The following is a 21,625-nucleotide window of genomic DNA, read 5'->3' as shown; positions in this document are numbered from 1 at the left end:
CTCCTGTTGTCACAATTCGCGACGATCCCGGGCGGGACCATTGCACTACACCATCAAGATACTTCCTCGCGTGAACCGGATGGAACTGTGTTTCGGGTAATGCGTTGGATCTGGCGATAATGCAAACAGAAGCGCCGAAAACACTGGCGATGAGTGTCCGGATGCGCCGGAAAGTAAAGATACTCCAAATGGTGCCACAGTGAGAACGAGCGGATTGCGTAGTGAGGCTTTGACGCAACGTGTCACGTCGTCAACCTTGCATATCATGCCACTTTCGCGTGGCGAGTTGCCTGTCGATACGGTTGAGCTGGCGCGTTTCATGGTGGGCCAGTATCTGGTCCATGATCTCCCCGAAGGCCGTATCTGCGGACGCATCGTCGAGACGGAGGCTTATCCGCTCGGCGATTCGACGAGTCATGCGTTCGCCGGACGGCGTCCCCATAACGGCTCGATGTTTCTCGAGCGCGGTCACGCCCACGTCCGGCTGACCTACGGCACAGCATGGATGCTGAACATGTCGAGCGAACACAAAGACGTAGGGGCGGGAATCCTGATCCGCGCGATCGAGCCGCTCGAAGGCATCGGACTGATGGAAGCGCGCCGCCCAGGTGTGCCTCGACGCGATCTCGCGCGCGGCCCGGGCCGGCTGACCGCAGCGCTTGGCATCGGCCCGTCGTTCGATGGCGCGGACCTGTGCATGGGCCGCGGTCTGTGGATCGGCAAGGTTAACGGGCAGGAGAAAGTGCTGGTTGGCGTAGCGAAGCGGATCGGCCTGTCCCGCGAGATGCATCGGCCGCTGCGCTTTTACGTGCAGGGTAGCCCGTACGTGAGCGGTCCGCGCAAGCTCCTCGCGACATTGCCGGGCACTGATTCGGGCGGCCGCTGATTCGGGCGGTTTGCATTGACGAAGCCCGAGGTCCGGTTGTTTGTACAGATGTTTACGATTCCTTCAATTGTTGCAGTATTGCAGGGATCTCATTGCCCATAGTTGGTGCATACGGCTAACTCTTGCGTTAATCGCAAAGATGTATATCTCAAATAGGTGTTTTCCCTCAATCATCTGGTGACTACACTGGACTTATTCGCTTCCCACATCGTGGGTCAAGCGAAGCAAAAGACAAAGTTCCGGAGGTAAGTCATGAAATCCCTGATCCAGGCTGTCGTAGTCGCTACCGTCCTCGCCACTCCGGTGGTTTCGTTCGCTCAGTCGGACCAACCGGTCACGCGCGAGCAGGTTCGTCAGGAACTGATCCAGCTCGAACACGCGGGTTACAACCCGTCCCAGTCGAACGATGCGAACTATCCGTCGGACATTCAGGCCGCTGAAAAGCGCGTTCAGGACCAGAATGTTGCGACCGCCCAGCAACAGCCGGTTGCCGACACGAGCGGCTACGGTCCGGCGACCAGCGGTTCGTCGGCATCGGGTGGAACCCAGTTGGCGCCCCACCAACGGGTATTTTTCGGCAACTAGGCAAACAGGCAGTTGATCCATGCGCAGTTGAGCGCTGCGCAAGCGCTGCGCGCTGCATGAAGCGCGCAGCGTCGACCATCGAGCGGGCGCAATCGCTGCTGGCAGGCCGTCAGCGATTCGCCCGTTACCAATCATAAGAACCTCCGCCGCCAACTGGTGGCTTCGCCCAACCCTCGCGGGATTGGGCTTTTTTTGCGTGAGCCGCCAGCTATCCGCGCGCGGGATCACATCGGCCGTTCGCCGGTGATGTACTGCTCCAGCATCTGGATAGTGAACTGCTGCTCCGCAATAATGTTCTTCACCAGATCGCCGATCGACACCATCCCTACGAGATGTTCGTGATCGATGACAGGCAGGTGACGCATCCGCCGGTCGGTCATGATGGCCATGCATTCCTCAGTCGTCTGCTCAGGGCGCACGAACCGCACCGAGCGGCTCATGATGTCGCGTACGGGCGTCTCTTTCGATGAACGGTCCATCAGCACGACCTTTCGCGCGTAGTCGCGCTCGGTAACGATGCCGGCGATCGAATCTCCATCAGTGACGACGACGGCGCCGATCTGCTTGTCCGCCATCAGCTTGATAGCGTGAAAGACGGAATCTCCGGCGTCGATGGTATAGACGGTATTGTCGGGCTTTGTTTTGAGTACTTGTGCAACGCTTGTCATGGAGCGGCTCCGTTTCGCAGTGCAGCACGTCGTTAGGTGGCGCGCTGTCGTGAACGACAGGCAGTTCCAGTATAGGCGTCGTCCGCTGCCGCGCACGCGCGAGGGGTCTCATTCGATCGCAAAGTGCGACGATGTGCGGGGCTGGACGGATGCCGGGCGCTGATTAGCGGTAAACTCCAGTTCCATCTATCTTCCCGGGCATGCCTGGGTTTTATGCAAGCATCCTCGTCTAACACCATGTCCACGCCTCACGTACCGTCTGCAAACTGCGCACCTGATAGCGAGTGTGTCGTTCTCGACGCTACCGCCACGCTTCCCACGCGTTACGGCACGTTCACCTCCTACGTCTTTCGCGTGATCGAAGGCGGCGCGGAACATCTCGCGCTCGTCATGGGCGACGTATCCAACGGACAGTCGGTGCTCACACGCCTGCACTCCGAGTGCCTGACGGGCGACGTGCTCGGCTCGTATCGCTGCGACTGCGGCGAACAGCTCGATCAGGCGCTGCGCTACATCGCAGCGGAAGGTCGCGGCGTGCTGCTGTATCTACGTGGACACGAAGGGCGCGGCATCGGTCTGTCGAACAAGATCCGTGCGTACGCACTGCAGGAGCAGGGGCGCGATACGGTCGAGGCCAATCTGGATCTCGGTCTGCCCGACGACGCGCGCGAGTACGATTCGGCCGCCGCGATCCTGCGGCTCCTGAAGATCACGTCCGTGCGGCTGATGAGCAACAATCCGAAGAAGTTCGACACCCTCGCGAAGCACGGCATTCCCGTGTGCGAGCGCGTGGCGCTGGCAATCCCTACCCGCGAGGAAAACGAGCGCTATATCCGCACCAAGCAGGTCAAATTCGGGCATTACTTCGAAGAGAACGAATAGCGTAAAACCTTCACTTCCCGACGGCCTTGTCTGGCAAGGCTGTCCGGTCTCAAACCCTTGACCCGCTTACGTTTGCGGGAATACAGCGGCAAACCGGCAGTGTGCATGACGATCCGCTCGGTATACCGCGCCATCGGGTTCGTTGTAATCGTCCTGTTGGCCTGTGTCGCACCGGATGCGCAAGCTGTTTCCCGAAGTCTCGCACCTGCCGACGTGTGTACACAATACATCGCCGATTGGTCAGACGTTGAGAAATACGTCTGGACCGATGTCTGCCGCCACGGAGAGGCCGACGCTGGGCTCGCGCCGTTTGCCAGAAAGGGCGATATACCGCCCATGCCAATTTCCGGAGACTTTGTGCGGACGCTCCTGACCCTAAGTCCCTATCGCGAACGAGTCGCCGAAAAGGGGCTTCGTATCCACGGTTTTCAAATGAACAGCCCACTCGTTCTGCACAACCTGACTGTTCATGGTCTTCTGGATTTTCAATATTTCACTGCCGACTGGATCGATATGTCATTTGCGACGATTGATGGCCCCATACAGCTTGTACGCGGCCTGGTGAAGTCCATAACGCTTGACCGCGCCCATATAACGTTTGATCTGACGATGATTGACGTCTATACAAGATGGTCGAACGATTGCAGCCTTGGCTCGATAGACGCTTCGGGCGTTGAAATCGACGACGGCGTTCAAATAATCGGAGGGCGCTTCGGTAAGTTAAATTTTTCTGAAGCCAAGTTTGGCAGGCGGTTCGGAATTGAAAATGCGAAAAGTAATGCCATCAGTTTATACGGTGCAACAGTCAACGGACCCGTCAGGCTAACAAATCTTGTATAGTTCTTGATTGCGTCGAATGGCAAACCCTGCGACTCGCCCGGCTCTCTATACCTCAATCGCTTGCACACCCATCGGATGTCTCCCTTGAAAATTCGAACTTTTCCTCGAATGTGGTTATCGTCAACGCGACCATAGGCGGGTCTCTGTTGCTGTCCGGCGCGACTTTTATCATGCCGGTTGACGCGAGTAACGCACGTGTTGAAGGGGAGCTATCAATGGGAGCGAGCTTCGACCGATATGGGAAATTTATTCCCCCCTGTTAACTGGCACACGACATTATTGAGCCTGAACAACGCTTATATTAATAGAATAGCTGCGCCGAAGAACATTCTGGTTTGGCCGAAAATAATCGACCTGAGGAATTTCCGTTTCAACAGCTACCAAAGCGAATATCTGATAATGGGTCAGGAACGGTCGGCCACATCTCGGGACCTTCCTGATGAAGTATGGTTTCCCCTATGGCTCTCAAAGGGGAATATGGGCGGCGCATACAACCCCCAGCCCTACGAAGAAGTCAAACGTTATCTGACCAGGATCGGCGAGGTGGACGCTGCCGTCGCCGTCAATGCTCTCAACTTAAGCCTCAAAGAGCTTGTAAACGAGGCATTGGCCCTGTAAACTTCATTCAATAACTCCCTGATAAATCAACGATATGAACTCAAATACCAGCGTCCTCGCGGCTTCTGTCTGAGTTCTCCGATTTCCTGTTCGACCCGGCGCTCGCCGATCGCGTGCGTCGTTCTCCCCGCGCCTTTACCCGCAATCGCATACTGACCTTGCCGCGCATGGCCGCGCTGATGATGTCGGGCATGTGTGCCAGCGTGCAGGCCGAACTCGACGCGCTGTTTGGCGCACTGGACGAGCGCGGCGGCCGTACCCGCGCGGTCAGCGCACAGGCTTTCAGCAAGGCGCGTCGGGGACTGTCGGCCGAGCTGTTCGAACTGGCCCGCGCTCACCTGATTTCGCTGGCCCAACCCCATATCGATTCGATGCGCTGGAACGGCCTGAGGCTGGTCGCCGCCGACGGTAGCCGCCTGCGTGTAGGCACGCGTCGCGGCCATGAACTGCGCGCCGATCACTTCGCGTTTGCGCTGTTCCTGCCCGGGCCCGAGCTGACGCTGTACGCCGCGCTCCATCCCGCCGACGGCGCCGAGCGGCAGATGCTGTTCGAAGCGCTGGACGTGCTGCAGCCGCATACCGATCTGCTGCTGCTCGATCGCGGCTATATCGGCAACACGATGGTGGCCACGCTGGCGCAGCGCGAGATCCCGTTCTGCATGCGCGTCGATGCACGCAACTGGAAGTGCGTTGCCGACTTTACCCGCAGCGGTAAAGCCGAGCGCATCGTGACGCTGGATGCGCCCGGCGAGCAGGATGCCCGCGACTATGAACTGGCGCGTACGCCGAGCACCGTGCGCCTGATACGGGACGTCACGCCCAGCGGTCGCGTGCGTGTGCTGATGACCTCGCTGCTCGACGGCCAGCGGTATCCGGCTGCGTGTTTCGGGGCGCTCTATCATCAGCGCTGGCGCGTCGAGGAAGCGTTCAAACGCCTCAAGCACCGGCTGCGACTGGAGGCCGTGACAGGGCTCGATTACCTGGCATTGCAGCAGGACCTCGGCGCAAAAATCCTCGCTGACAACCTGTGCACACTGCTCAGCGACCTTGATGCCTCGCACGACGATGAATGTGCCAGCCGTCCTAACCGGGTGTACGCACTGGGCGCACTCAAGCCCATCCTCGGCGCGTGCCTTCTGCGCGTCCGCCACTGTCTGGATGGCCTCGCCACGGTACTTGCGCTCATCCACCAGAACCGATGCCGCATCCAGCACGCACGCTCCTATCCTCGACCGCCCAGAAAAGCCAAGCCCCATTTCCATCTCGCGTACAAGCTCGCTTGATCGAATGGGGCTTAAGTTGAGAGCATTGCCGTCGCCGTGGGCATCGCTGGAAAGAATCTCGAAAGAATGCAGGCATGTAACAATTTCGAAGTTGCGAACTGTGTTTTTCTGTGGCTTTCCGACGCCACCATAGGGTTTGGCTATAAACCTTATCGTTCAGCTGCCGCGCCTCCTGTTTTTCTGGACACAGATTTGGGGTAAAACGTGGGTCCCAAACTGGAGTTGTTGATGTTGAAGAAAACAGATGTAAACGGGGTTGCGCCAGAGGCGCTGGAAGGAGCGCGTAGCGCGACTGGAAGCGCCTCTGGCGCCGCCGAAGTCAAGCGTTGGTCGACCGGTCGCAAACGCGGCGTGGTGCTTCGGTTGCTGCGTGGCGAACCCGTCGACGCCGTGTCCCGTGAAGTCGGTGTGACGATCGCCGTGCTCGAGCAATGGCGTGAGCTGGCACTGGCCGGCATGGAGGCCGGCCTGAAGGCACGCACCAGCGATCCCCTGGAAGCCCGGCTCAATGACGCCGTGCGGCGCGTCGGCGAGTTGTCTATGGAAAACGAGATCCTGCGCAAGGAACGTGAACTGCAGGCCCGTCGCCCTTTGACCGCTCGGAGATCGTCGACATGAGCCGCGCGATCTCCGTTAGTGCGAACAAGCCCTTTGGATTGCAACGGGTTTGCCAGGTGCTCGGATTCCCCCGCTCGACGATCTATGCTGTCCGCGCGAGGACAGCGGACAACGTGGTGCCGATCATCCCGGGCCGCCGCGGCCCGAAACCGAAGATGCCCGATGCTGACCTGCTGAAGGCCATCCGCGACGATCTGGTGGCTTCCCCCTTCATCGGCGAGGGGCATCGCAAGGTCTGGGCGCGCTTGCGTATCCTGCACGACATCCGGGTCTCCCGGACCCGCGTGCTGCGACTGATGCGCGAGCACAGCCTGCTGTCGCCGCACCGGCAAGCGCGAGGCGAACCCAACCATCACGATGGCCGGATCACAACCGATTGCCCGAATGAGATGTGGGGCACCGACGGCGTGCGCATCGCGACCGTGGACGACGGCATGGTGTGGATCTTCTCGGCCGTTGATCATTGCGACGGCATGTGTACCGGCATTCATGCCGCGAAGATTGGCGACCGCTTTGCTGCCCTTGAGCCGATCTCCCAGGGGCTGCTGGACGAATTCGGTTCCGTGCTCGCCGATGCGGGCCGCGGGCTGTCGCTGCGTATGGATCACGGTTCGCAGTACACGTCGGACGACTTCCGTAACCAGATCCGGTTCTGGGGCATCGCGCCGAGCTATGCCTTCGTCGCCGAACCCCAGACCAACGGCGTCGCCGAGCGATTCAACCGGACAATGAAGGAACAGGCTATTCATGGACGCATCTTCAAAAACCTGGAGGAAGTTCGTGCCGCCGCCATCGCGTTCAAGGATCGATACAATCGCGACTGGCGTCTTGAAAAGTTGGGCTTCAAATCACCCCTCGAAGCCCGTCAGGAACGGCTGATGAAGCTGGCCGCCTGAGCTGCAAAAGCGTGTCCAGACAACCGGAGCCGGTACACCTTATCGTTCAGCCCTTTGGTCATTGCTTTTCGTTATCGTCGGAGCACTCGTGTTCCGGCGAACAAAGGAAGCGCGGGAGAACGGAATGCCATTCGGCGTGGCCTACAATTTTGACACGTTTATCCCCCTTGTCAGACTGCGAGAGCTGCACTACAAGATTGATATCACCTCAGGCGCACGTTACTACTTCTACTTCCACAAGCTGGCCGGGTGGGTCCTAGGTTCATTTCTGGTCGCGGCCGTCACCGGTCTTACGAAATGAGAAGAGTACTCGTTGTGAACATACGGTGCCGCAGTTTCGCTGTTTGGCGAGCGAAGGCGCAATCGCGTAGGCGTCTGAATGGACGTAACTGCACAGGAGCGAATGACAGCTTCGGCTGAGACGCGTCGGTCGCTGCAGAGGAAGGATGGGATGACTGTTGTACCTCTTAAGCTGCCGTTCACCTGGTAAGCCGCGCAACGGCGGAAATGGGTCGACCTTCGCCTGTCGGCGAGCCGACGAGCCACCGTTCAGCAGTTGATAACACCGGCGAATGTGATTGACGTGTAGAACGGTCTCCAGGCATGGGGCGCTAAAATTGTACGTCGCATTGGTCCGTTCCGTGGAACCGATTGCCCCATCCCGATCTATCAACGGCAGGCAACCATGAACACTCACTACGCGTGTTTCGTTCGTCCGGCGCTGGCTGCAATTTGCGTGGCTTCCCTCGCAACGCTCGCCGCTTGCGGCGGAAACGCCTGTATCGGCCTCGACGGTTGCGGTGGCGGAAACGTGACGCCAACCGTCGCTATATCCGGCACGGCCGCCACCGGTAGTGCGCTCGCCAGCGCGACGGTCAGCTTCAGTTGTGTGCAGGGCTCGGGCTCCACCCTGTCCGACGGCGGTGGACACTACGCGATTACGTTCAATGCCACGCCTCCCTGCATCCTCACCGTGACCTCTGGTGGCATTGGCCTGCATTCGCTGGCATTTGCCGGCGGCACCTTCAATACGACGCCAGAGACCGAACTGATGTTTGTCTACATCGCTTCGCAACTCGGCACGAGCGAGAGCGGTCTGATAGCGGGCTTCCCGACCAACTCACAGTTCCAGCAGGTGCTGGCAAACCAGGCCGACGTGCAGGCTGCGCAATCGGCAGTCGTCACGAATCTACAGCAGCGCTATGCGGTCACGCTGACGGCACCGGCGTTTCTAACGACATCCTTTACAGTTGGCCAAATAGGTGTCGACAGCGACCTGGGCGCGCTAGCGGCAGCAGGGGCTCTCGACGCCAATGGCATGCCCGATCAGGCCGCCGTCTCGCTGCTGTCCGCGGCGGGTCTCGCCCATCCGCTTACAGCGACGTCCGCACCTTCTTCCGGCACTGGCAGTACTGGCAGCAACAGCGGAATGATGTGACGTGCGGCGAGCCCGGGGCCATGGAGTCAGTCCCGGTGCCACAAGAGGTTGCGCTCGTCTACTTGGAAGAACACCACCCCTCTTCCTGCTGCGCAGCGTGGGCAGTGAGCATCGTGGACTGGAGTCGGCCAGGAGCGGTCCTACGCTACCGCTGGCGCTCGGTCGTTGGAATAACCGGTTGGGCCCGAGAGCGGTCGTTGTTGTCTTGGGGCGATCATCGACCTTGGCGTTCATTCAAAGAAAACTCGCCCTATATCAACTACCAGCTCTCTTGGCGATATTCGATAACTGGACTTCAGCATAAAGACATGCTTACCAGGCGTGTCGTGCGATGCTGGAGGCGCAGGCGGATAGCCTTCGCCGGTGCGCTGAAACGCCGGGACAGGGCCGAATCCGGCATCCAGATCCGTCCCACGCGAAAAGCGGGCTAGTGGTGCAACGGGGCGGGCCTTTGACGAAAGAGAAGGCTTTGTCGCGGTAAGGATCAAAGAGCGAGCGAGATCGATATGCGAAGTACTGCTTATTTTGCGAGCTCGTAGAATTGATCAGCGGCGGACGGATGGGTTCCGCGAGCACATTTCATCTGTCCTTTGGCGATCATGTGCATAATCTCAATGCCGGCCAGAAGGATCCGGGCACAGCGAAAGGTCTTGAACCCCAGCATGGGCCGCGTTCGTCGCTTGATCGCCCGATGATCCTGCTCGACCAGGTTATTGAGATATTTGGACTGGCGGATCTTGATGGGCGCTTCACGATCGGCATTGATCGCTTCGAGCGCGGCGAGATTGGCGCCGCTTTTGTCGATGGTTACCGTCTCGGGTACACCGTTCTGGGCGATCGACTTCTCAAAGTAACGCCGGGCCGCAGTCTTGTCCCGATGGGCTCGTAGCCTCATTCTTCAAACGAGCTCGGAGCTCTAGAGATGATTCAGGTTTAACGAGTCCCGGTCCGACCTGTGTTGTCATCACATACGATTGCCAGCGCAACCTTTCGACGTGTCATTCTGTAAAAGTTGATCTTCCTGCGTGCCGCTCACCATTCAGACCGGCTTCACGCTCACGTAACCCTCTTCATACGGCCTGTCATGTGCCAGGATCGCCCAGATCATCCGGGCAGTCTTGTTGGCCTGCGCCACGATCGCCACATTCAGTGGTCGCCGCTTTTTGAGCTGCTCAATCCATGGCCCCGGCTCTTTCGCGTGCAAGAGCACACTGCGCGCGCCGTGAATCAACAACGTGCGCAGATACGTGTCACCACGCCTGCTGATCCCCGGGAGCTGGACCTTGCCACCGGATCCTGTCTGCGCTGGCACCAATCCGATCCAGGCCGCGAACTCGCGCCCCGACTGGAATGTCTTCGCGTCGCCCATCGTTGCGACCGCTGCCGTCGCCGTTAGCAGACCGACGCCCGGTATTGCGGCGATCGCCTTGCACGCCTTGTCCTCTTTCATCCACGTCTGCAGACGTCGTTCGATCTGGGCAATCTGTTTATCCAGTTCAGCCAGGCCGCTCCACTGTTCGCGCAGCGTGTCGAGCAGGATCGTCGGCAAACGATCCACCAGCCGCTCCAGCACACCCGGAATCGCCTTGTCCAGCGCAGGCCGGCCCTTGCCCATCACTTCGCCGTACTCGGTCAGCAGGCCGCGCAGACTATTCGTCTGCATTGTGCGGAACTTCACCAGTTGCTCTCGCATCCGGTGCAGTCCCAGTACCGCTTGCTGCGTTTCCGTCTTCACCGCGACCGATTTGCCCGGCTGCTGCACTGCCATCCAGATCGCACGCGCATCGGCCGCATCATTCTTGTTGCCCATCACGAATGCGTTCACGAACTTCCCTGGCATCAGCTTCACCTGATGGCCCATCGCCGTGAGCTGGCGCGCCCAGTGCTGCGAGCCGCCGCAGGCTTCCATCCCGATCAGGCACGGCGACCGGTTCGCAAAGTGCTCGAGAAACGCTACACGCTTGACCGGTTTGTTCACGATCTCTCCTGTTTCCGCGTCGATGTAATGGAGCTGCATCACGCTCTTTGCAATGTCCACACCTACTGTCGTAAACTTCATGTTGGACCCTCCGGTTGCCTGTGAAGACCTGCATGATCTCCCACCTTGGGCACTTTGATGCCGTTGGCCCGTGAGGGTCCACTTTCCTTCTTCGCTTCCACCGCTCACGGGTGGGAGACGTTCATATCATTCTTCCAGATGCCGGAGGCTCAGCGGATAGGCCACGTACCAGCGCACGCAAGTCAGAATCACGTCGAGCGGATAATGCAGGCGTTTGAGCACTCGGGCCACCGCCGGATTCATCGTCTTCATCGAGCTTTCAGTCGTTCGTGTCGTTCCGCACATCATAGCGGACCGGCCTTACTGCAAAAGAACAACTATATGCACGTCATTCAAAAAACGCAACGTTTTTCATCGTGTGGTTTTCCCCATGTTGTCAACGATAGTCTCGGTGCGCGACGATGCGGCGACAGGTTCAGGAATGTCCAGTCTGAAGAAGGCTTGCCGGTCGCCAACGAGATGACTACGCGAATGCCTTAGACAATGCGATCTGTTTTCAATGCTGTAGGCGGTCGCGCGTGCTGGGCCGCTACAAGATAAATACATTCAGGAAATCAAATGGAATGCGAAGGCCATGTCAAGTTGTCGCCGTTACCGGTGGACGTAAGCGAAGCGACTGCGAAATGGCTGACGCAGGCACTTCAGACCTATTGCGAAGGTGTCGAGATTGCATCGCTGAAACTGGTGGATGTCATCTACGGAACAGCAACCAAGCTTCGCGTTCAACTTGAATACAATGCGCGTGGAAATGAAGCTGGCTTGCCGCGATCTCTGATCGTCAAGGGCGGCTTTGTCCCCGAATATCGGCATCTGAATGCGTATATCTACGAGTACGAGGCGCGCTTTTTCGAGGAAGTGCAGCCTGAATTGCCGGTGCTCGTTCCTCGCGCGTTCTTCTCGGCGACCGATCATTCGAATGGGCAATCGATTGTCATTTTGGAAGATCTTGCGGAACGCGACGTGACGTTCTGCCGTGTACAGAGCACGTTGTCGTACGCGCAGGCTGCCGCAAACCTCGACGCCCAAGCCCGAATGCACGCGCAATACTGGGGTGCGCCCGCTCTCGCTGCAGGCGGTAAGTTTGCCTGGCTGGCGGAACAGGATCCATTGCCGGAAGGGGAGGCCGGCACCTATCATTGGGGGCAATTAAAAGCAGATGTATTCGCCCACTACACCCAGTTGCCGCGAGGGGCGGCGATTCCCAGGCAGTTCCATGACCGTGACTGGATGGAGCGAGCGCTGCTGAATCTGCGTTCGTTCGATCGGCTGGGCCCGATGACCTTTTTACACGGCGATGTGCACTTGGGAAATCTGTATTTCGAGCGCGATGGCACGCCGGGTTTTCTCGATTGGCAATCGTATCGGCGCGGACCATGGGCGCACGATTTCACATACTTTCTCGTGTCCGCACTTGATATCGCCGATCGTCCAAAATGGGAGCGCTCGCTGCTTACGCACTACCTCGAGCGACTCGCCGCATATGGGGTTGCGACACCGCCGTCCTTCGACGAAGCATGGGATGCGTATCGACGGCATCTCGTTTATGGGCTCTACTTCTGGTTGGTGAATCCCGTTGAATGGCAGGCTGAGATCAATAACTGCGCGGTCGCACCTCGTTTCGCGATGGCCGCCCTCGATCACGACGTGTTCGAGTTGATGGGTTAGCTACTGAAAATTCTAAAAGGGGGTAAACCTTGTCCGCGCTAATTGTTGCAAGCGACATGAGACTGCCGGTGACGGTCGATGCGATTTCCGCGAAGTGGCTGACGGCAGCGCTTCGGTTTCGCTATCCCGGTGTCGAGGTCACCAGCTTGATATGCGAGGACGTCTTGTCGGGAACCTCGACGAAGGTGCGTGTTCTGCTTGAGTACAACGGTACGGGAGACGGCCTCGGTCTGCCTGCGCGGATGATCGTCAAGGGGGGATTTGAAGAGCACAGCCCGTTGATGAAAGATATGTACCATAACGAGATGCGTTTCTATCGCGACGTACTGCCATTCATCGATATGAACACGCCTCGGTGCTTCTATGCGGGCACCGATCCTTCTGGCTGGCAATCGATTGTCGTGATGGAGGATCTGCGAGCGAGCGGAGTCACGTTTTGTCACGCACAGCGTTCAGCAGGCTATGACGACGTCGCCGCGCGGCTTGTCGCGATGGCGCGTTATCACGCTCAAACGTGGGACAGTCCGGAATTCGCCGAAAACGGGCGATACGATTGGGTCGGGGAGCGTTTCTCGGGGTGGTCGCTCGACTATATGCGTCGCTATCTTGTGCCTGAAGTATGGCGGCACTATGCTGAACTTCCGCGTGGAGCGGCGGTCAGTCGGCTTCTTCACGACCGTGATTGGATGGAGGCGGCGCTAACGCACCTTGGTGAGTCGCATCGAGGCAAGCCGGTGTGTCTGATTCACGGTGACACGCATCTAGGTAATCTTTACGTGACAGCAGATGGAAAGCCGGGGTTTTTTGATGCGCAGGTCAGCCGTGCGCCGTGGAGTCTCGAAGTTTCCTACCATATCTGCTCCGCGCTCGATATTGCCGACCGGCGCAAGTGGGAGCGCCCATTGCTTGCGCATTACCTGACCCATCTTGCCGCAAACGGCGTGGAAACGCCTGCGTTCGAAGTGGCGTGGGAGGACTACCGGCGAGACCTGGTCTACGGCTACTTCATCTTTGCCATAAACGAGACGCGCTTTCAAACTGAGGCAGTGAACACAGCTTACGCTGCGCGTTTCGGGGCGGCTTTGCTCGACCACGGGACCGTCTCGCCGGCGCAGTGAGGTTCGGCTGACGGGTTCAATACAGATCCGACTGGTGCTCAAGCAATAATGGAACTACTAGTTGTATTATTGAGCAGCGGGGCTTAAGCTAAATCTCCAATCCACAGGTGGAAAGGTCGACCGCGCGAACGAACTGCGGCGAACAGTAAGGAGACGAGATGAACGCGACGTTGGAACTGGCGTACTGCCGGCAATGCAGGAACTCCACGTATCGAACGAGATTCTTGACGATCGCACGGCCCTCCAGGCGGCGTGGGACCGCGATGGGTACTGGTTCTTCCGGGACGTGCTCGACACCAAAGCGGTTGGCCGGTTGCGCGGAGTGTTTCTCGATGAGCTTTCGCAACTTGGCGTGATTGCCCCAGACGATCCCGTTGCTCGATACAACGGCAAGAGCCTGGAAGACTTTCCATTTCGTATGGAGTCGCTCGCGTCGCGCAAGACGTCGAAACTTGCATTTGAATGGCACGCTGGTATTGGTCGGGATGATCGGAAAATATGAGTACCAATCTTGTGCTCGACGGAGCGCCGAACTTCCGTCATTTGGGCGGAATGCCCACGCGGGACGGTCGTCGCATCCGCAGCGGCCGCATCTTCCGTTCTGGCAGCCTTTCAGCGCTGACCGTGCGCGACCTCGACATCGTCGCGAAACTGGGGATTCGCCTGATTTGCGATCTGCGCAGCGATGGGGAGCGCAAAGCGGCGCCGAACCGGTGGCTCCACGACCAAGGCGTGGAGGAGATGCACATCGACATCAGTGCCGATTTGCGTGCGGGGGACACGACACTACTCGAAATCCTGAAGCGCGAACCGAACCCGGAGGGCGCGCGTCGCATGATGCTGCAGACTTACCGGAATTTGCCCGCGGCGTTTGCCCGGCCACTGCGGGGACTGTTTACACGGCTTGCCGATGGCGACTGTTTGCCGGTGATTTTTCATTGCACGGCAGGCAAGGACCGGACCGGTTTTCTGGCGGCGATCATCCTCCATGCGCTGGGAGTCTCGCGCGAGACGATCTATCGCGAGTACCTGGGAGGGGCTTGTAGGGAACAGTTGCGTGAATCCGCTGTGCGGGCGATGACGATCCACTTCGGCGGCATGGTCGATGCGTCGATCATCGATGTGGTCGCCGGTGTCGAGGAGCGCTACCTGGATGAGGCGTTCTCTGCGATGGCAGAAAGCCACGGCTCGGTCGATCGTTATCTCAAAGAAACAGCCGGGCTTGATCGGTCGCAACTATGCCGGTTACGGGATACCTTGCTGGAATGAACGGAACGTCCGATCTTGAAACGATGCGAAGAGCAGGCGCCGTATCGGGAGGAGGTATTGAACGGCATGCGAGGGTGTAAAAAGTTGGTTCTGTCGCACCAACGCGTTCGGCTATGATGGCGGAACAACCTGAACGACCGATAGCTGATGACGACCGTAAATCCAGCGGTGGCCCGAGTGCTCAAACGCCTGCATTATCCGCTCGATGTGAACCTGACGTGCGTGCGCTGGTACGTGGCGTATCCGTTGAGTCTGCGGCATCTCGAAGAAATGATTGTTTACGCCGACCGAAAATTCAGCCACATGTAGGGATCGCGCCGACTGAAAATTGAGCCGGGCAATCAACCTATCCTGCTAGTTTTTCTGGCAGGGTGTTTGGGGATGATCCCGATGACGATGATTGGCAAGGTGCGGCGGATGTTCCACCGCCAGAACAAGTCGGTACGCGAGATAGCGCGTCTCACAAGCCTGTCGCGCAACACGATTAGTAAATATCTGAACATGGATGTTCAGGAGGAGCCGAAGTATCAGCGGCGCGCCCAGCCGACCCGGTTGACGCCGTTTCATGAGGTGCTGGTGCAGGCGCTCAATGTCGACGCGCGGCGACCGAAGAAGGAGCGGCGCACCGCCTGGATGCTGTTCCAGGAGATCAAGGTCGGCGGCTACGACGGCTGTTACTCGCGGGTGACCGATTTCATCCGGGCCTGGCGGCAAGGCGAAGGCAAGGCGGTTTCGAAGTCGGCGTTTGTGCCGTTGCGATTCGAGCTGGGCGAGGCATTCCAGTTTGACTGGTCCGAGGAAGGACTGGTTGTCGGCGGCATTTACCGCAAGCTGCAGGTGTCGCACATGAAGCTATGTGCGTCGCGGGCGTTCTGGCTGGTTGCCTATCCGAGCCAGGGGCACGAGATGCTGTTCGATGCCCATACGCGCTCGTTCGCGGCCTTCGGCGGGGTGGCCCGCCGGGGCATCTACGACAATATGAAAACAGCCGTAGACAAGGTTCACAAAGGCAAGGGCCGCACGGTCAATCCGCGTTTCGCAGTGATGTGCTCGCACTACCTGTTCGATCCGGACTTCTGCAACGTCGCCAGTGGCTGGGAGAAAGGCGTCGTCGAGAAGAACGTGCAGGACAGCCGTCTGCGCATCTGGATTGAGGCGCGTGCGCAACGCTTCGGCAGTTTCGCCGAACTGAATGCATGGCTGGCGACCCGGTGCCGGTCGTTGTGGGATCAGGTGAAGCACCCGGACTATCGTGACCTGAGCGTCGCCGACGTGTTCGAGCAGGAGCGCGCCCATCTGATGCCGATGCCGACACCGTTTGACGGTTATGTTGAGCGCGCAGCACGGGTGTCGTCGACCTGCCTGGTGGTGATTGGCCGCAATCGCTACTCGGTGCCATGCGAATTTGCAGGCCAGATGCTCAGCACGCGGCTCTATCCGGGCCGTGTTGTGGTGGTGGGCGATGATGCCGTGGTGGCCGCCCATGAGCGACTGGCCGACGAAGGATTGGTGCGATACGACTGGCAGCACTATATCCCGCTAATCCAGCGCAAGCCCGGGGCGCTGCGTAACGGTGCGCCGTTCCAGGACATGCCCGAGCCGCTGCAACGCCTGCGTCGGGCGTTACTACGCGAGCCAGGTGGTGACCGGGTAATGGCGAAGGTTCTGGCGCTGGTCCCGGAACGCGGTCTGGATGCCATAGTGGTTGCAGTCGAGCTTGCATTGGAGCAGGCGCCGCCCTCCGGGCGCGTGAGCGTCGAGCATGTGGTGAACGTGCTGTCGCGCATGCGCAGCGTGCAGATGCCGCCGAAGATCGAAACTGCGCTACAACTGACGACACCGCCGCTGGCTGACACATCGCGCTACGACGGGCTGCGCCCGGCGCTGCAACAGCCGGAGGCCGGTCATGCGTGATCTGATCGTCGAACTCAAACACTTGCGGCTGCACGGCATGGCTGCCGGCTGGGCCGAACTGCTCGAGCAGGTGAATGTCGACGCGGCGTCTTCGCAATGGCTGCTCGAACGGCTGTTGCAGGCCGAGGTCGCGGATCGGGCCGTGCGTTCGGTCAGCCACCAGATGAACGCGGCGAAGTTCCCGGTGCATCGCGACATCGCCGGCTTTGACTTCGATGGCTCGCCGGTCGATCGGCAGCTCGTCACGCAACTGGCCAGCATGACGTTCACCGAGGGCGCGCACAACCTGGTTCTGGTCGGGGGACCGGGCTCGGGCAAAACGCATCTGGCGACCGCCATCGGCGTGTCCGGCATCATGCACCACGGCAAGCGGGTGCGCTTCTACTCGACCGTGGATCTGGCCAACGCACTGGAGCAGGAGAAGGCGCAGGGACGCGCCGGGAGGATCGCGGCGAGCCTGCTGCGCCTCGACCTGGTCATTCTGGACGAACTCGGATATCTGCCCTTCAGCCAGGCCGGCGGGGCGTTGCTATTCCACCTGCTGAGTCGCCTGTACGAGCATACAAGCGTTGCGGTCACAACGAATCTGGACTTCGCCGAATGGTCCAGTGTGTTCGGCGACGCGAAGATGACCACGGCATTGCTGGACCGGCTGACGCATCACTGCCACATCGTGGAAACCGGCAACGAAAGCTACCGTTTCCGCCATAGCAGCGCCAGTGCAAAGAAGCGTATCCGCTCGCGTGAAGCGGTGCGCAGAGCCGACGGTGCGAGCGCGAACGAATCAGCCTGATCGTCGCTTGCCGCGCAGTGGAAGCCGCTACGGGCTACGCCCTTCGCAGCTTCCACTGCGCAATACATCCTCACACGAAGGAGGACAAGCACTCCGCAAACCCATACACTTATCCACAACCGGTCCTGCTTCGGACCGGTCTCCACCCCGGCTCAAAGCTCGGTCGGCGCGGTGGCTCAAAATTCATTCGGCGCGGACACTCTGAACATTGGAAACTGCACCAGTGACTATCTCGTCCTATAATGCCGACCAATGACCAAAAAAGTCAATATATCGACCGCCTCGGGAGCAAACGTCGAGGCCGTCAGTGCGGCGGTTGCCGCCCGGATCAAAGGGTACCGAAAGGAGCGCAAGCTCTCGCTCGATGAGCTTTCGCGGCGCGCTGGCGTTAGCAAAGGCATGCTGGTCGAGATTGAGAAATGCGCTGCCAATCCAAGCATTGCGATCCTGTGCAGGATTTCGGCGGCGTTGGGTGTGTCGGTGGCGGACATCGTCGACGTAGCTAGTGCGCCGTCGATGCGTCTGATTGCGGACACGGACATCCCGACTTTGTGGACCGGCCCCAAGGGCGGGTCGGCGCGTCTGCTTGCAGGCACGAGCGGGCCGAACATGATTGAATTGTGGCGCTGGGAAATGCAGCCTGGAGAGCGGTTTGAGTCGCCCGGACATCCGCAGGGAACGTTCGAGCTATTTCATGTGGAGCATGGGCGACTCACGATGACGGTAGGGGATGCGGAGCTCGCCGTCTCTGCCGGTTCGTCGGCAGCGGCGAAGACAGATGCACCCCATTGCTACGCGAATAATGACGCGGCAAAGCTGATATTCACGATGGTGGTTGCCGAGCTTCATCAACTGGCGACGTTGCTTTGATTGAGCGTGATAACCCTGCGTGCAAATTTGCTTCGATCGTACGCGCGACGCAACGGGAGCCGACGACAAGCGATGCGGTCAGCCGCTCGTGATGCGGTATTGACAGATCAGTCGACCTTCTCGTAGGCATTGTTCCCGAAACACGGCACACCGGGCGTGTCCCGATGCCGGGGTGCCGCCGTGAAGCTGTCTTTTCCAAGGAGAAATTCCCATGCCGATGCTGAAATTCGACCTCATCTAGGGCCGCACCGACGAACAGGTGCGCAACCTTCCCGACGCAACGCACGAGGCGATGGTGCAGGCCTTCAATGTACCGGTTTCCGACCGATACCAATGCGTCACGCAGCATCGCCCTAGCGAATTGGTCTTAGAGGATACGGGGCTCGGCTACAGGCGTTCAAAACACGTCGTATTGCTGACGGCGGTGAGCCGGAAGCGCCCCGAAGCGCAGAAAATTGAGTTCTACCGGTTGCTCGTCGAGAACCTGCAAACGCAGTGTGGCATCTCGCCGGACGACGTGATCGTTTCGATTGTCGAGAACGACGACGCTGACTGGTCTTTCGGCAGGGGGCGCGCGCAGTTCATTACCAAGGAACTGACGTGATCCCGGCCAGCTTAGATGCCGCGCGGCGGCCGCTTTCGACGCGTAAAGCCCGATGATCCCTTCTTGATGGGGGCGCTTCAGAAAACGGAAAATAAAGCACGTTAGCGACGGACGAACGTCGCCAGACGACCCAATATAGCGGTCTCTCGGTAGCTGGTCCGGATAACGGGCTGCTTTCGGTCATACAACGGTCATTGGCCAACGATCGTGCCGACGACGGGGCACACACTTATGCATAACATTTATTTTGTGATTCGAGACAGCCCGTTAACGGTCCGCTCGCGGCGTCGTATGCATCACAGACGGGGTAGTCTGCGTCACATCGTCAGATCTGCGTCAGCAAGCACGGACGCGGTTGGCGCCATATCGCTGTCATCGAGCGTTTGTGGAATGAAGTCTCGCAGAAAATCTACCCAGCTTCTGATCTTCGCATCTAGATACTCGCGAGATACGTAAAGAACGCGAATGTGAGTCTCATTCATGCGATGTGTCGGCAGTACGCGTAGCAGAGTGCCGTTGCGCAGCCACGGCATCGCAGTCCATAGCGGCAGCGCGCCAATGCCTCGGCCGTCGCGCAATGCAAGCGCCATGGCTTCCGCTACGTTGACCTGAAAGGGCGACGGAGGAAGCTCAAAGGTTTCCGTGCCATGAGGACCATCCAGATTCCATCGACTTTGCGGGAATACCGGACTACTGGTGCGCATGCAGGTGTGAGCGGCGAGGTCGGCCACCGTGGAAGGGATGCCATGCCGGGTGAGATACGAAGGCGACGCGCACAAAATGTTACAGGTCTTCGCGACCGGGACAGACACGAGTCCGGAGTCCGGCAATTCAGTCGCGCCCAGTTGAATCGACACGTCGTAGCCTTCTTCGATCAGGTCGGGAACGTGCTGTGAAAGCGTCAATTCGACGGAGACGTGCGGAAACAGCTCCTGGTAGCGCAGGACTGCGGGCATCACATAGTGCTGACCGAAACTGGCGGTGGCATGTACGCGCATCCTGTACGACAAATTCCACGTCATAAAGCAGCTCAACGAAGCCCTGGATGAAGTACGCAAGAGCGAATACGCTCGCCTGCAAGGCGAGCAGCGGCGCTACATCAAAGGCCAGAAGTACGTTCTGCTCAGTCATCGCGAGAACCTGTCGATGGAAGGCAGGAACTCGTAGACGACGCTTCTCGCAGCGAACCGACGTCTGAATACCGCGTACCTGCTCAAGGAGTCGTTCGGGCGGTTGTGGGACTACGAGCGCGAAGGCTGGGCACGTCGCTTCTTCGAGAACTGGAAATCCAGCCTGAAGTGGCAGCGTTTGAAGCCCTACGAGAAGTTTGCCGCGATGGTCGAGCGTCATTGGGACGGGATTGCTTCCTATTGCAAGCCAGAAAACAAGGTGCCGCTCGGATTCGTTGAGGGACTCAACAACAAGGTTCGGGTCATCCAGCGACGCGCGTACGGATTGCGAGATGAGGAGTATCTGCGCCTGAAGATCCTCACTTGCATGCTGCCTCGAATCTGAAAAATGGCGATTTCTCATCACACTTTTCCGCGAAGACCCGAAATAAGAAAAGTGCTGGACCGCTTTCTGGGCAGCGCTCATTTCGGTGAGGATCCGGCGTCGATTGCGGGCCTTCCCGCCAATCGCGCCGCGGAGGAGGAGAAGAAGAAGCGGGAGCGCCATGCCGCTCAGGAACTGCTCGTCGCAGACCTTGCACTGGTCCAGTCTCACAGCGACAAGTACTTCCAGCTGTGCATTAGCGAGGCGAGCGCGGTCAGGGACACGCCCGTCGCGGCAAACAGCGCTGTGATTGCCGACACGTTATTGCGGTTGACAAACACGAGCAGACAACCGCCAAGGAACAGGATTGCCGTCATCGCGATTGTTCAAGTTCTGGAAAGGCAACGTGTTTTCCGGAACGATCCTCGTGCTGGTGCGCAATTTGCCATCGAAGCATTGATGGACGAACTTGGGCGTGTCGATAGTGAGATGTCCGCAAGCGTCCGGACGCACTTCTCTGATCTGTCTGCGCTGCTGCGCAGCGCCAAGGGGGTGGGTAATGCGACGGTCGCTACTTTGATAGCCGAAGTGCCGGAACTGGGACGGTTATCGCGTCGAGAGATAAGCGCACTGGTCGGTGTCGCGCCAGTCAATCGTGATTCTGGCACGATGCGGGGCAAACGCACGATCTTCGGTGGCCGCGGCAGTGTACGGCGCGTTCTATGCATGGCGGCATTGGTTGCGGCTCGATTCAACCCGGTCATCAAGAGCTTTTACGATCGCCTCGTCGCCGCTGGAAAGCCCAAGAAAGTTGCGCTGGTCGCCCGCATGCGCAAGCTGCTGACCATCCTCAATGCAATGGTCAAGGGCGGTAAGCCATGGAATGCGGCGCTTCATGAGCCAGACCTAAAAAACGCTTGATCTTCAAGACAGTTGCTATCAAGCATTTCGTCGATCCGGCGGACATTGCGGCGCTCGCTGTCTTTCTGGCGTCCGACGCCGGGCGTTCCATTTCCGGGCAAATGATCCCGATCGACGGAGATTCGCAAAGCGCATCCTGAGATCAGGGTAAACATCCATGACGACATGAAGTGCTTTTAAATAGTTGGTATACGGAGTATATTC

General features: G+C 59.0%; 21 protein-coding genes and 6 pseudogenes. 22 read left to right on the top strand and 5 right to left on the bottom strand.

What is annotated here, in order from left to right:
- Window positions 1–265 precede the first annotated feature (265 nt).
- Both B0G77_RS23140 and B0G77_RS23135 read left to right on the top strand, forming a co-directional pair.
- Window positions 266–886 (top strand): DNA-3-methyladenine glycosylase, encoded by a 621-nt coding sequence (locus B0G77_RS23140; protein ID WP_133664437.1) that lies wholly within the window; start codon window positions 266–268, stop codon window positions 884–886.
- A 252-nt stretch (window positions 887–1,138) separates the two neighbouring features.
- Entirely contained in the window at window positions 1,139–1,471 is a 333-nt protein-coding gene (locus tag B0G77_RS23135) for a DUF4148 domain-containing protein (protein WP_133664436.1), read from the top strand.
- Window positions 1,472–1,695: 224 nt separating this feature from the next.
- Here the strand turns inward: B0G77_RS23135 and B0G77_RS23130 are convergent, their stop codons facing one another.
- Window positions 1,696–2,139, bottom strand: coding sequence for a CBS domain-containing protein (locus tag B0G77_RS23130; protein WP_133664435.1), 444 nt, complete (start codon window positions 2,137–2,139; stop codon window positions 1,696–1,698).
- 237 nt (window positions 2,140–2,376) lie between these two features.
- On the opposite strand from B0G77_RS23130, the gene ribA reads away from it, so the two are divergent.
- The 8 genes from ribA (at window position 2,377) to B0G77_RS23095 (ending at window position 8,714) form a co-directional block, all read left to right on the top strand.
- Entirely contained in the window at window positions 2,377–3,021 is a 645-nt protein-coding gene (gene ribA, locus B0G77_RS23125) for a GTP cyclohydrolase II (protein WP_133664434.1), read from the top strand.
- 105 nt (window positions 3,022–3,126) lie between these two features.
- Window positions 3,127–3,861 (top strand): hypothetical protein, encoded by a 735-nt coding sequence (locus B0G77_RS23120; RefSeq protein WP_133664433.1) that lies wholly within the window; start codon window positions 3,127–3,129, stop codon window positions 3,859–3,861.
- Window positions 3,862–4,056: 195 nt separating this feature from the next.
- Window positions 4,057–4,479: a hypothetical protein gene (locus tag B0G77_RS23115; RefSeq protein WP_133664432.1), complete on the top strand. Its 423-nt coding sequence runs from the start codon at window positions 4,057–4,059 to the stop codon at window positions 4,477–4,479.
- A 44-nt stretch (window positions 4,480–4,523) separates the two neighbouring features.
- A complete protein-coding gene (locus B0G77_RS23110) occupies window positions 4,524–5,762 on the top strand; it encodes an IS4 family transposase (protein ID WP_347814176.1) in 1,239 nt (412 codons plus the stop codon).
- Window positions 5,763–5,990: 228 nt separating this feature from the next.
- Entirely contained in the window at window positions 5,991–6,380 is a 390-nt protein-coding gene (locus tag B0G77_RS23105; protein ID WP_133661086.1) for a transposase, read from the top strand.
- The gene (locus tag B0G77_RS23100) at window positions 6,377–7,276 is read left to right on the top strand and encodes an integrase core domain-containing protein (protein ID WP_133661085.1); all 900 of its coding nucleotides are present in this window, start codon (window positions 6,377–6,379) and stop codon (window positions 7,274–7,276) included. The genes B0G77_RS23105 and B0G77_RS23100 overlap by 4 nt, the downstream gene beginning before the upstream one ends.
- Before the next feature lie 124 nt (window positions 7,277–7,400).
- Window positions 7,401–7,577, top strand: a complete 177-nt coding sequence (locus B0G77_RS43385; RefSeq protein WP_166656257.1) for a hypothetical protein — start codon at window positions 7,401–7,403, stop codon at window positions 7,575–7,577.
- 384 nt (window positions 7,578–7,961) lie between these two features.
- Window positions 7,962–8,714, top strand: coding sequence for a hypothetical protein (locus B0G77_RS23095; protein ID WP_133664431.1), 753 nt, complete (start codon window positions 7,962–7,964; stop codon window positions 8,712–8,714).
- A gap of 520 nt (window positions 8,715–9,234) precedes the next feature.
- Here B0G77_RS23095 and B0G77_RS23090 read toward each other — a convergent pair.
- From B0G77_RS23090 to B0G77_RS23080, 3 genes and pseudogenes are all read right to left on the bottom strand, one after another.
- Window positions 9,235–9,603: pseudogene (locus tag B0G77_RS23090) on the bottom strand (DDE-type integrase/transposase/recombinase); the annotation flags it as partial.
- Window positions 9,604–9,753: 150 nt separating this feature from the next.
- On the bottom strand, window positions 9,754–10,773 hold the full coding sequence (locus B0G77_RS23085; RefSeq protein ID WP_133664430.1) for an IS110 family transposase: 1,020 nt from the start codon (window positions 10,771–10,773) through the stop codon (window positions 9,754–9,756).
- A 129-nt stretch (window positions 10,774–10,902) separates the two neighbouring features.
- Window positions 10,903–11,025, bottom strand: a pseudogene (locus B0G77_RS23080) (IS6 family transposase); the annotation flags it as partial.
- Window positions 11,026–11,331: 306 nt separating this feature from the next.
- Here B0G77_RS23080 and B0G77_RS23075 point away from each other — a divergent pair.
- From B0G77_RS23075 to B0G77_RS23035, 9 genes and pseudogenes are all read left to right on the top strand, one after another.
- Complete coding sequence (locus B0G77_RS23075) at window positions 11,332–12,438, top strand: phosphotransferase (protein WP_133664429.1); 1,107 nt, start codon at window positions 11,332–11,334, stop codon at window positions 12,436–12,438.
- A gap of 68 nt (window positions 12,439–12,506) precedes the next feature.
- A complete protein-coding gene (locus tag B0G77_RS23070) occupies window positions 12,507–13,556 on the top strand; it encodes an ecdysteroid 22-kinase family protein (protein ID WP_243751174.1) in 1,050 nt (349 codons plus the stop codon).
- 193 nt (window positions 13,557–13,749) lie between these two features.
- The gene (locus B0G77_RS23065) at window positions 13,750–14,058 is read left to right on the top strand and encodes a hypothetical protein (protein WP_133664427.1); all 309 of its coding nucleotides are present in this window, start codon (window positions 13,750–13,752) and stop codon (window positions 14,056–14,058) included.
- Window positions 14,055–14,825: a tyrosine-protein phosphatase gene (locus tag B0G77_RS23060; protein ID WP_133664426.1), complete on the top strand. Its 771-nt coding sequence runs from the start codon at window positions 14,055–14,057 to the stop codon at window positions 14,823–14,825. Before B0G77_RS23065 ends, B0G77_RS23060 begins: the two co-directional genes overlap by 4 nt.
- 147 nt (window positions 14,826–14,972) lie before the next feature.
- Window positions 14,973–15,101, top strand: a pseudogene (locus B0G77_RS23055) (IS6 family transposase); the annotation flags it as partial.
- A gap of 114 nt (window positions 15,102–15,215) precedes the next feature.
- Window positions 15,216–16,739, top strand: a complete 1,524-nt coding sequence (gene istA, locus B0G77_RS23050) for an IS21 family transposase (protein WP_133664425.1) — start codon at window positions 15,216–15,218, stop codon at window positions 16,737–16,739.
- Window positions 16,732–17,532, top strand: coding sequence for an IS21-like element helper ATPase IstB (gene istB, locus B0G77_RS23045; RefSeq protein ID WP_133662450.1), 801 nt, complete (start codon window positions 16,732–16,734; stop codon window positions 17,530–17,532). Before istA ends, istB begins: the two co-directional genes overlap by 8 nt.
- A gap of 252 nt (window positions 17,533–17,784) precedes the next feature.
- Window positions 17,785–18,402, top strand: coding sequence for an XRE family transcriptional regulator (locus B0G77_RS23040; protein ID WP_133664424.1), 618 nt, complete (start codon window positions 17,785–17,787; stop codon window positions 18,400–18,402).
- 253 nt (window positions 18,403–18,655) lie between these two features.
- Window positions 18,656–19,006: pseudogene (locus B0G77_RS23035) on the top strand (tautomerase family protein); the annotation flags it as partial.
- A 317-nt stretch (window positions 19,007–19,323) separates the two neighbouring features.
- Here B0G77_RS23035 and B0G77_RS23030 read toward each other — a convergent pair.
- Window positions 19,324–19,962 carry a substrate binding domain-containing protein gene (locus tag B0G77_RS23030; protein WP_243751172.1) on the bottom strand — a complete coding sequence of 213 codons (639 nt, stop codon included), beginning with the start codon at window positions 19,960–19,962 and terminating at the stop codon, window positions 19,324–19,326.
- Window positions 19,963–19,987: 25 nt separating this feature from the next.
- Here B0G77_RS23030 and B0G77_RS45590 point away from each other — a divergent pair.
- The 3 genes and pseudogenes from B0G77_RS45590 (at window position 19,988) to B0G77_RS45305 (ending at window position 21,561) form a co-directional block, all read left to right on the top strand.
- A pseudogene (locus tag B0G77_RS45590) lies at window positions 19,988–20,521 on the top strand (transposase).
- 444 nt (window positions 20,522–20,965) lie between these two features.
- Window positions 20,966–21,421: pseudogene (locus B0G77_RS23015) on the top strand (transposase); the annotation flags it as partial.
- Window positions 21,418–21,561, top strand: a complete 144-nt coding sequence (locus B0G77_RS45305; RefSeq protein WP_279571351.1) for an SDR family oxidoreductase — start codon at window positions 21,418–21,420, stop codon at window positions 21,559–21,561. The pseudogene B0G77_RS23015 and the gene B0G77_RS45305, both read left to right, overlap by 4 nt.
- Window positions 21,562–21,625 lie beyond the last annotated feature (64 nt).

The organism is Paraburkholderia sp. BL10I2N1 (assembly GCF_004361815.1).
In the GTDB taxonomy this organism is placed as follows: domain Bacteria; phylum Pseudomonadota; class Gammaproteobacteria; order Burkholderiales; family Burkholderiaceae; genus Paraburkholderia.
The sequence above is the reverse complement of the archived record's forward strand: the minus strand, read 5'-3'. Positions and strand labels throughout refer to the sequence as shown.

Coding starts and splice junctions, on each gene's coding strand:
- B0G77_RS23100 (WP_133661085.1), top strand. CDS start 6,377: ATGAGCCGCGCGATCTCCGTTAGTGCGAACAAGCCCTTTGGATTGCAA.
- B0G77_RS23065 (WP_133664427.1), top strand. CDS start 13,750: ATGCAGGAACTCCACGTATCGAACGAGATTCTTGACGATCGCACGGCC.
- B0G77_RS23075 (WP_133664429.1), top strand. CDS start 11,332: ATGGAATGCGAAGGCCATGTCAAGTTGTCGCCGTTACCGGTGGACGTA.
- istA (WP_133664425.1), top strand. CDS start 15,216: ATGACGATGATTGGCAAGGTGCGGCGGATGTTCCACCGCCAGAACAAG.
- B0G77_RS23030 (WP_243751172.1), bottom strand. CDS start 19,962: ATGCCCGCAGTCCTGCGCTACCAGGAGCTGTTTCCGCACGTCTCCGTC.
- istB (WP_133662450.1), top strand. CDS start 16,732: ATGCGTGATCTGATCGTCGAACTCAAACACTTGCGGCTGCACGGCATG.
- B0G77_RS23085 (WP_133664430.1), bottom strand. CDS start 10,773: ATGAAGTTTACGACAGTAGGTGTGGACATTGCAAAGAGCGTGATGCAG.
- B0G77_RS23135 (WP_133664436.1), top strand. CDS start 1,139: ATGAAATCCCTGATCCAGGCTGTCGTAGTCGCTACCGTCCTCGCCACT.
- B0G77_RS23105 (WP_133661086.1), top strand. CDS start 5,991: ATGTTGAAGAAAACAGATGTAAACGGGGTTGCGCCAGAGGCGCTGGAA.
- B0G77_RS23130 (WP_133664435.1), bottom strand. CDS start 2,139: ATGACAAGCGTTGCACAAGTACTCAAAACAAAGCCCGACAATACCGTC.
- B0G77_RS23040 (WP_133664424.1), top strand. CDS start 17,785: ATGACCAAAAAAGTCAATATATCGACCGCCTCGGGAGCAAACGTCGAG.
- ribA (WP_133664434.1), top strand. CDS start 2,377: ATGTCCACGCCTCACGTACCGTCTGCAAACTGCGCACCTGATAGCGAG.
- B0G77_RS23060 (WP_133664426.1), top strand. CDS start 14,055: ATGAGTACCAATCTTGTGCTCGACGGAGCGCCGAACTTCCGTCATTTG.
- B0G77_RS23140 (WP_133664437.1), top strand. CDS start 266: ATGCCACTTTCGCGTGGCGAGTTGCCTGTCGATACGGTTGAGCTGGCG.
- B0G77_RS43385 (WP_166656257.1), top strand. CDS start 7,401: ATGCCATTCGGCGTGGCCTACAATTTTGACACGTTTATCCCCCTTGTC.
- B0G77_RS23120 (WP_133664433.1), top strand. CDS start 3,127: ATGACGATCCGCTCGGTATACCGCGCCATCGGGTTCGTTGTAATCGTC.
- B0G77_RS23095 (WP_133664431.1), top strand. CDS start 7,962: ATGAACACTCACTACGCGTGTTTCGTTCGTCCGGCGCTGGCTGCAATT.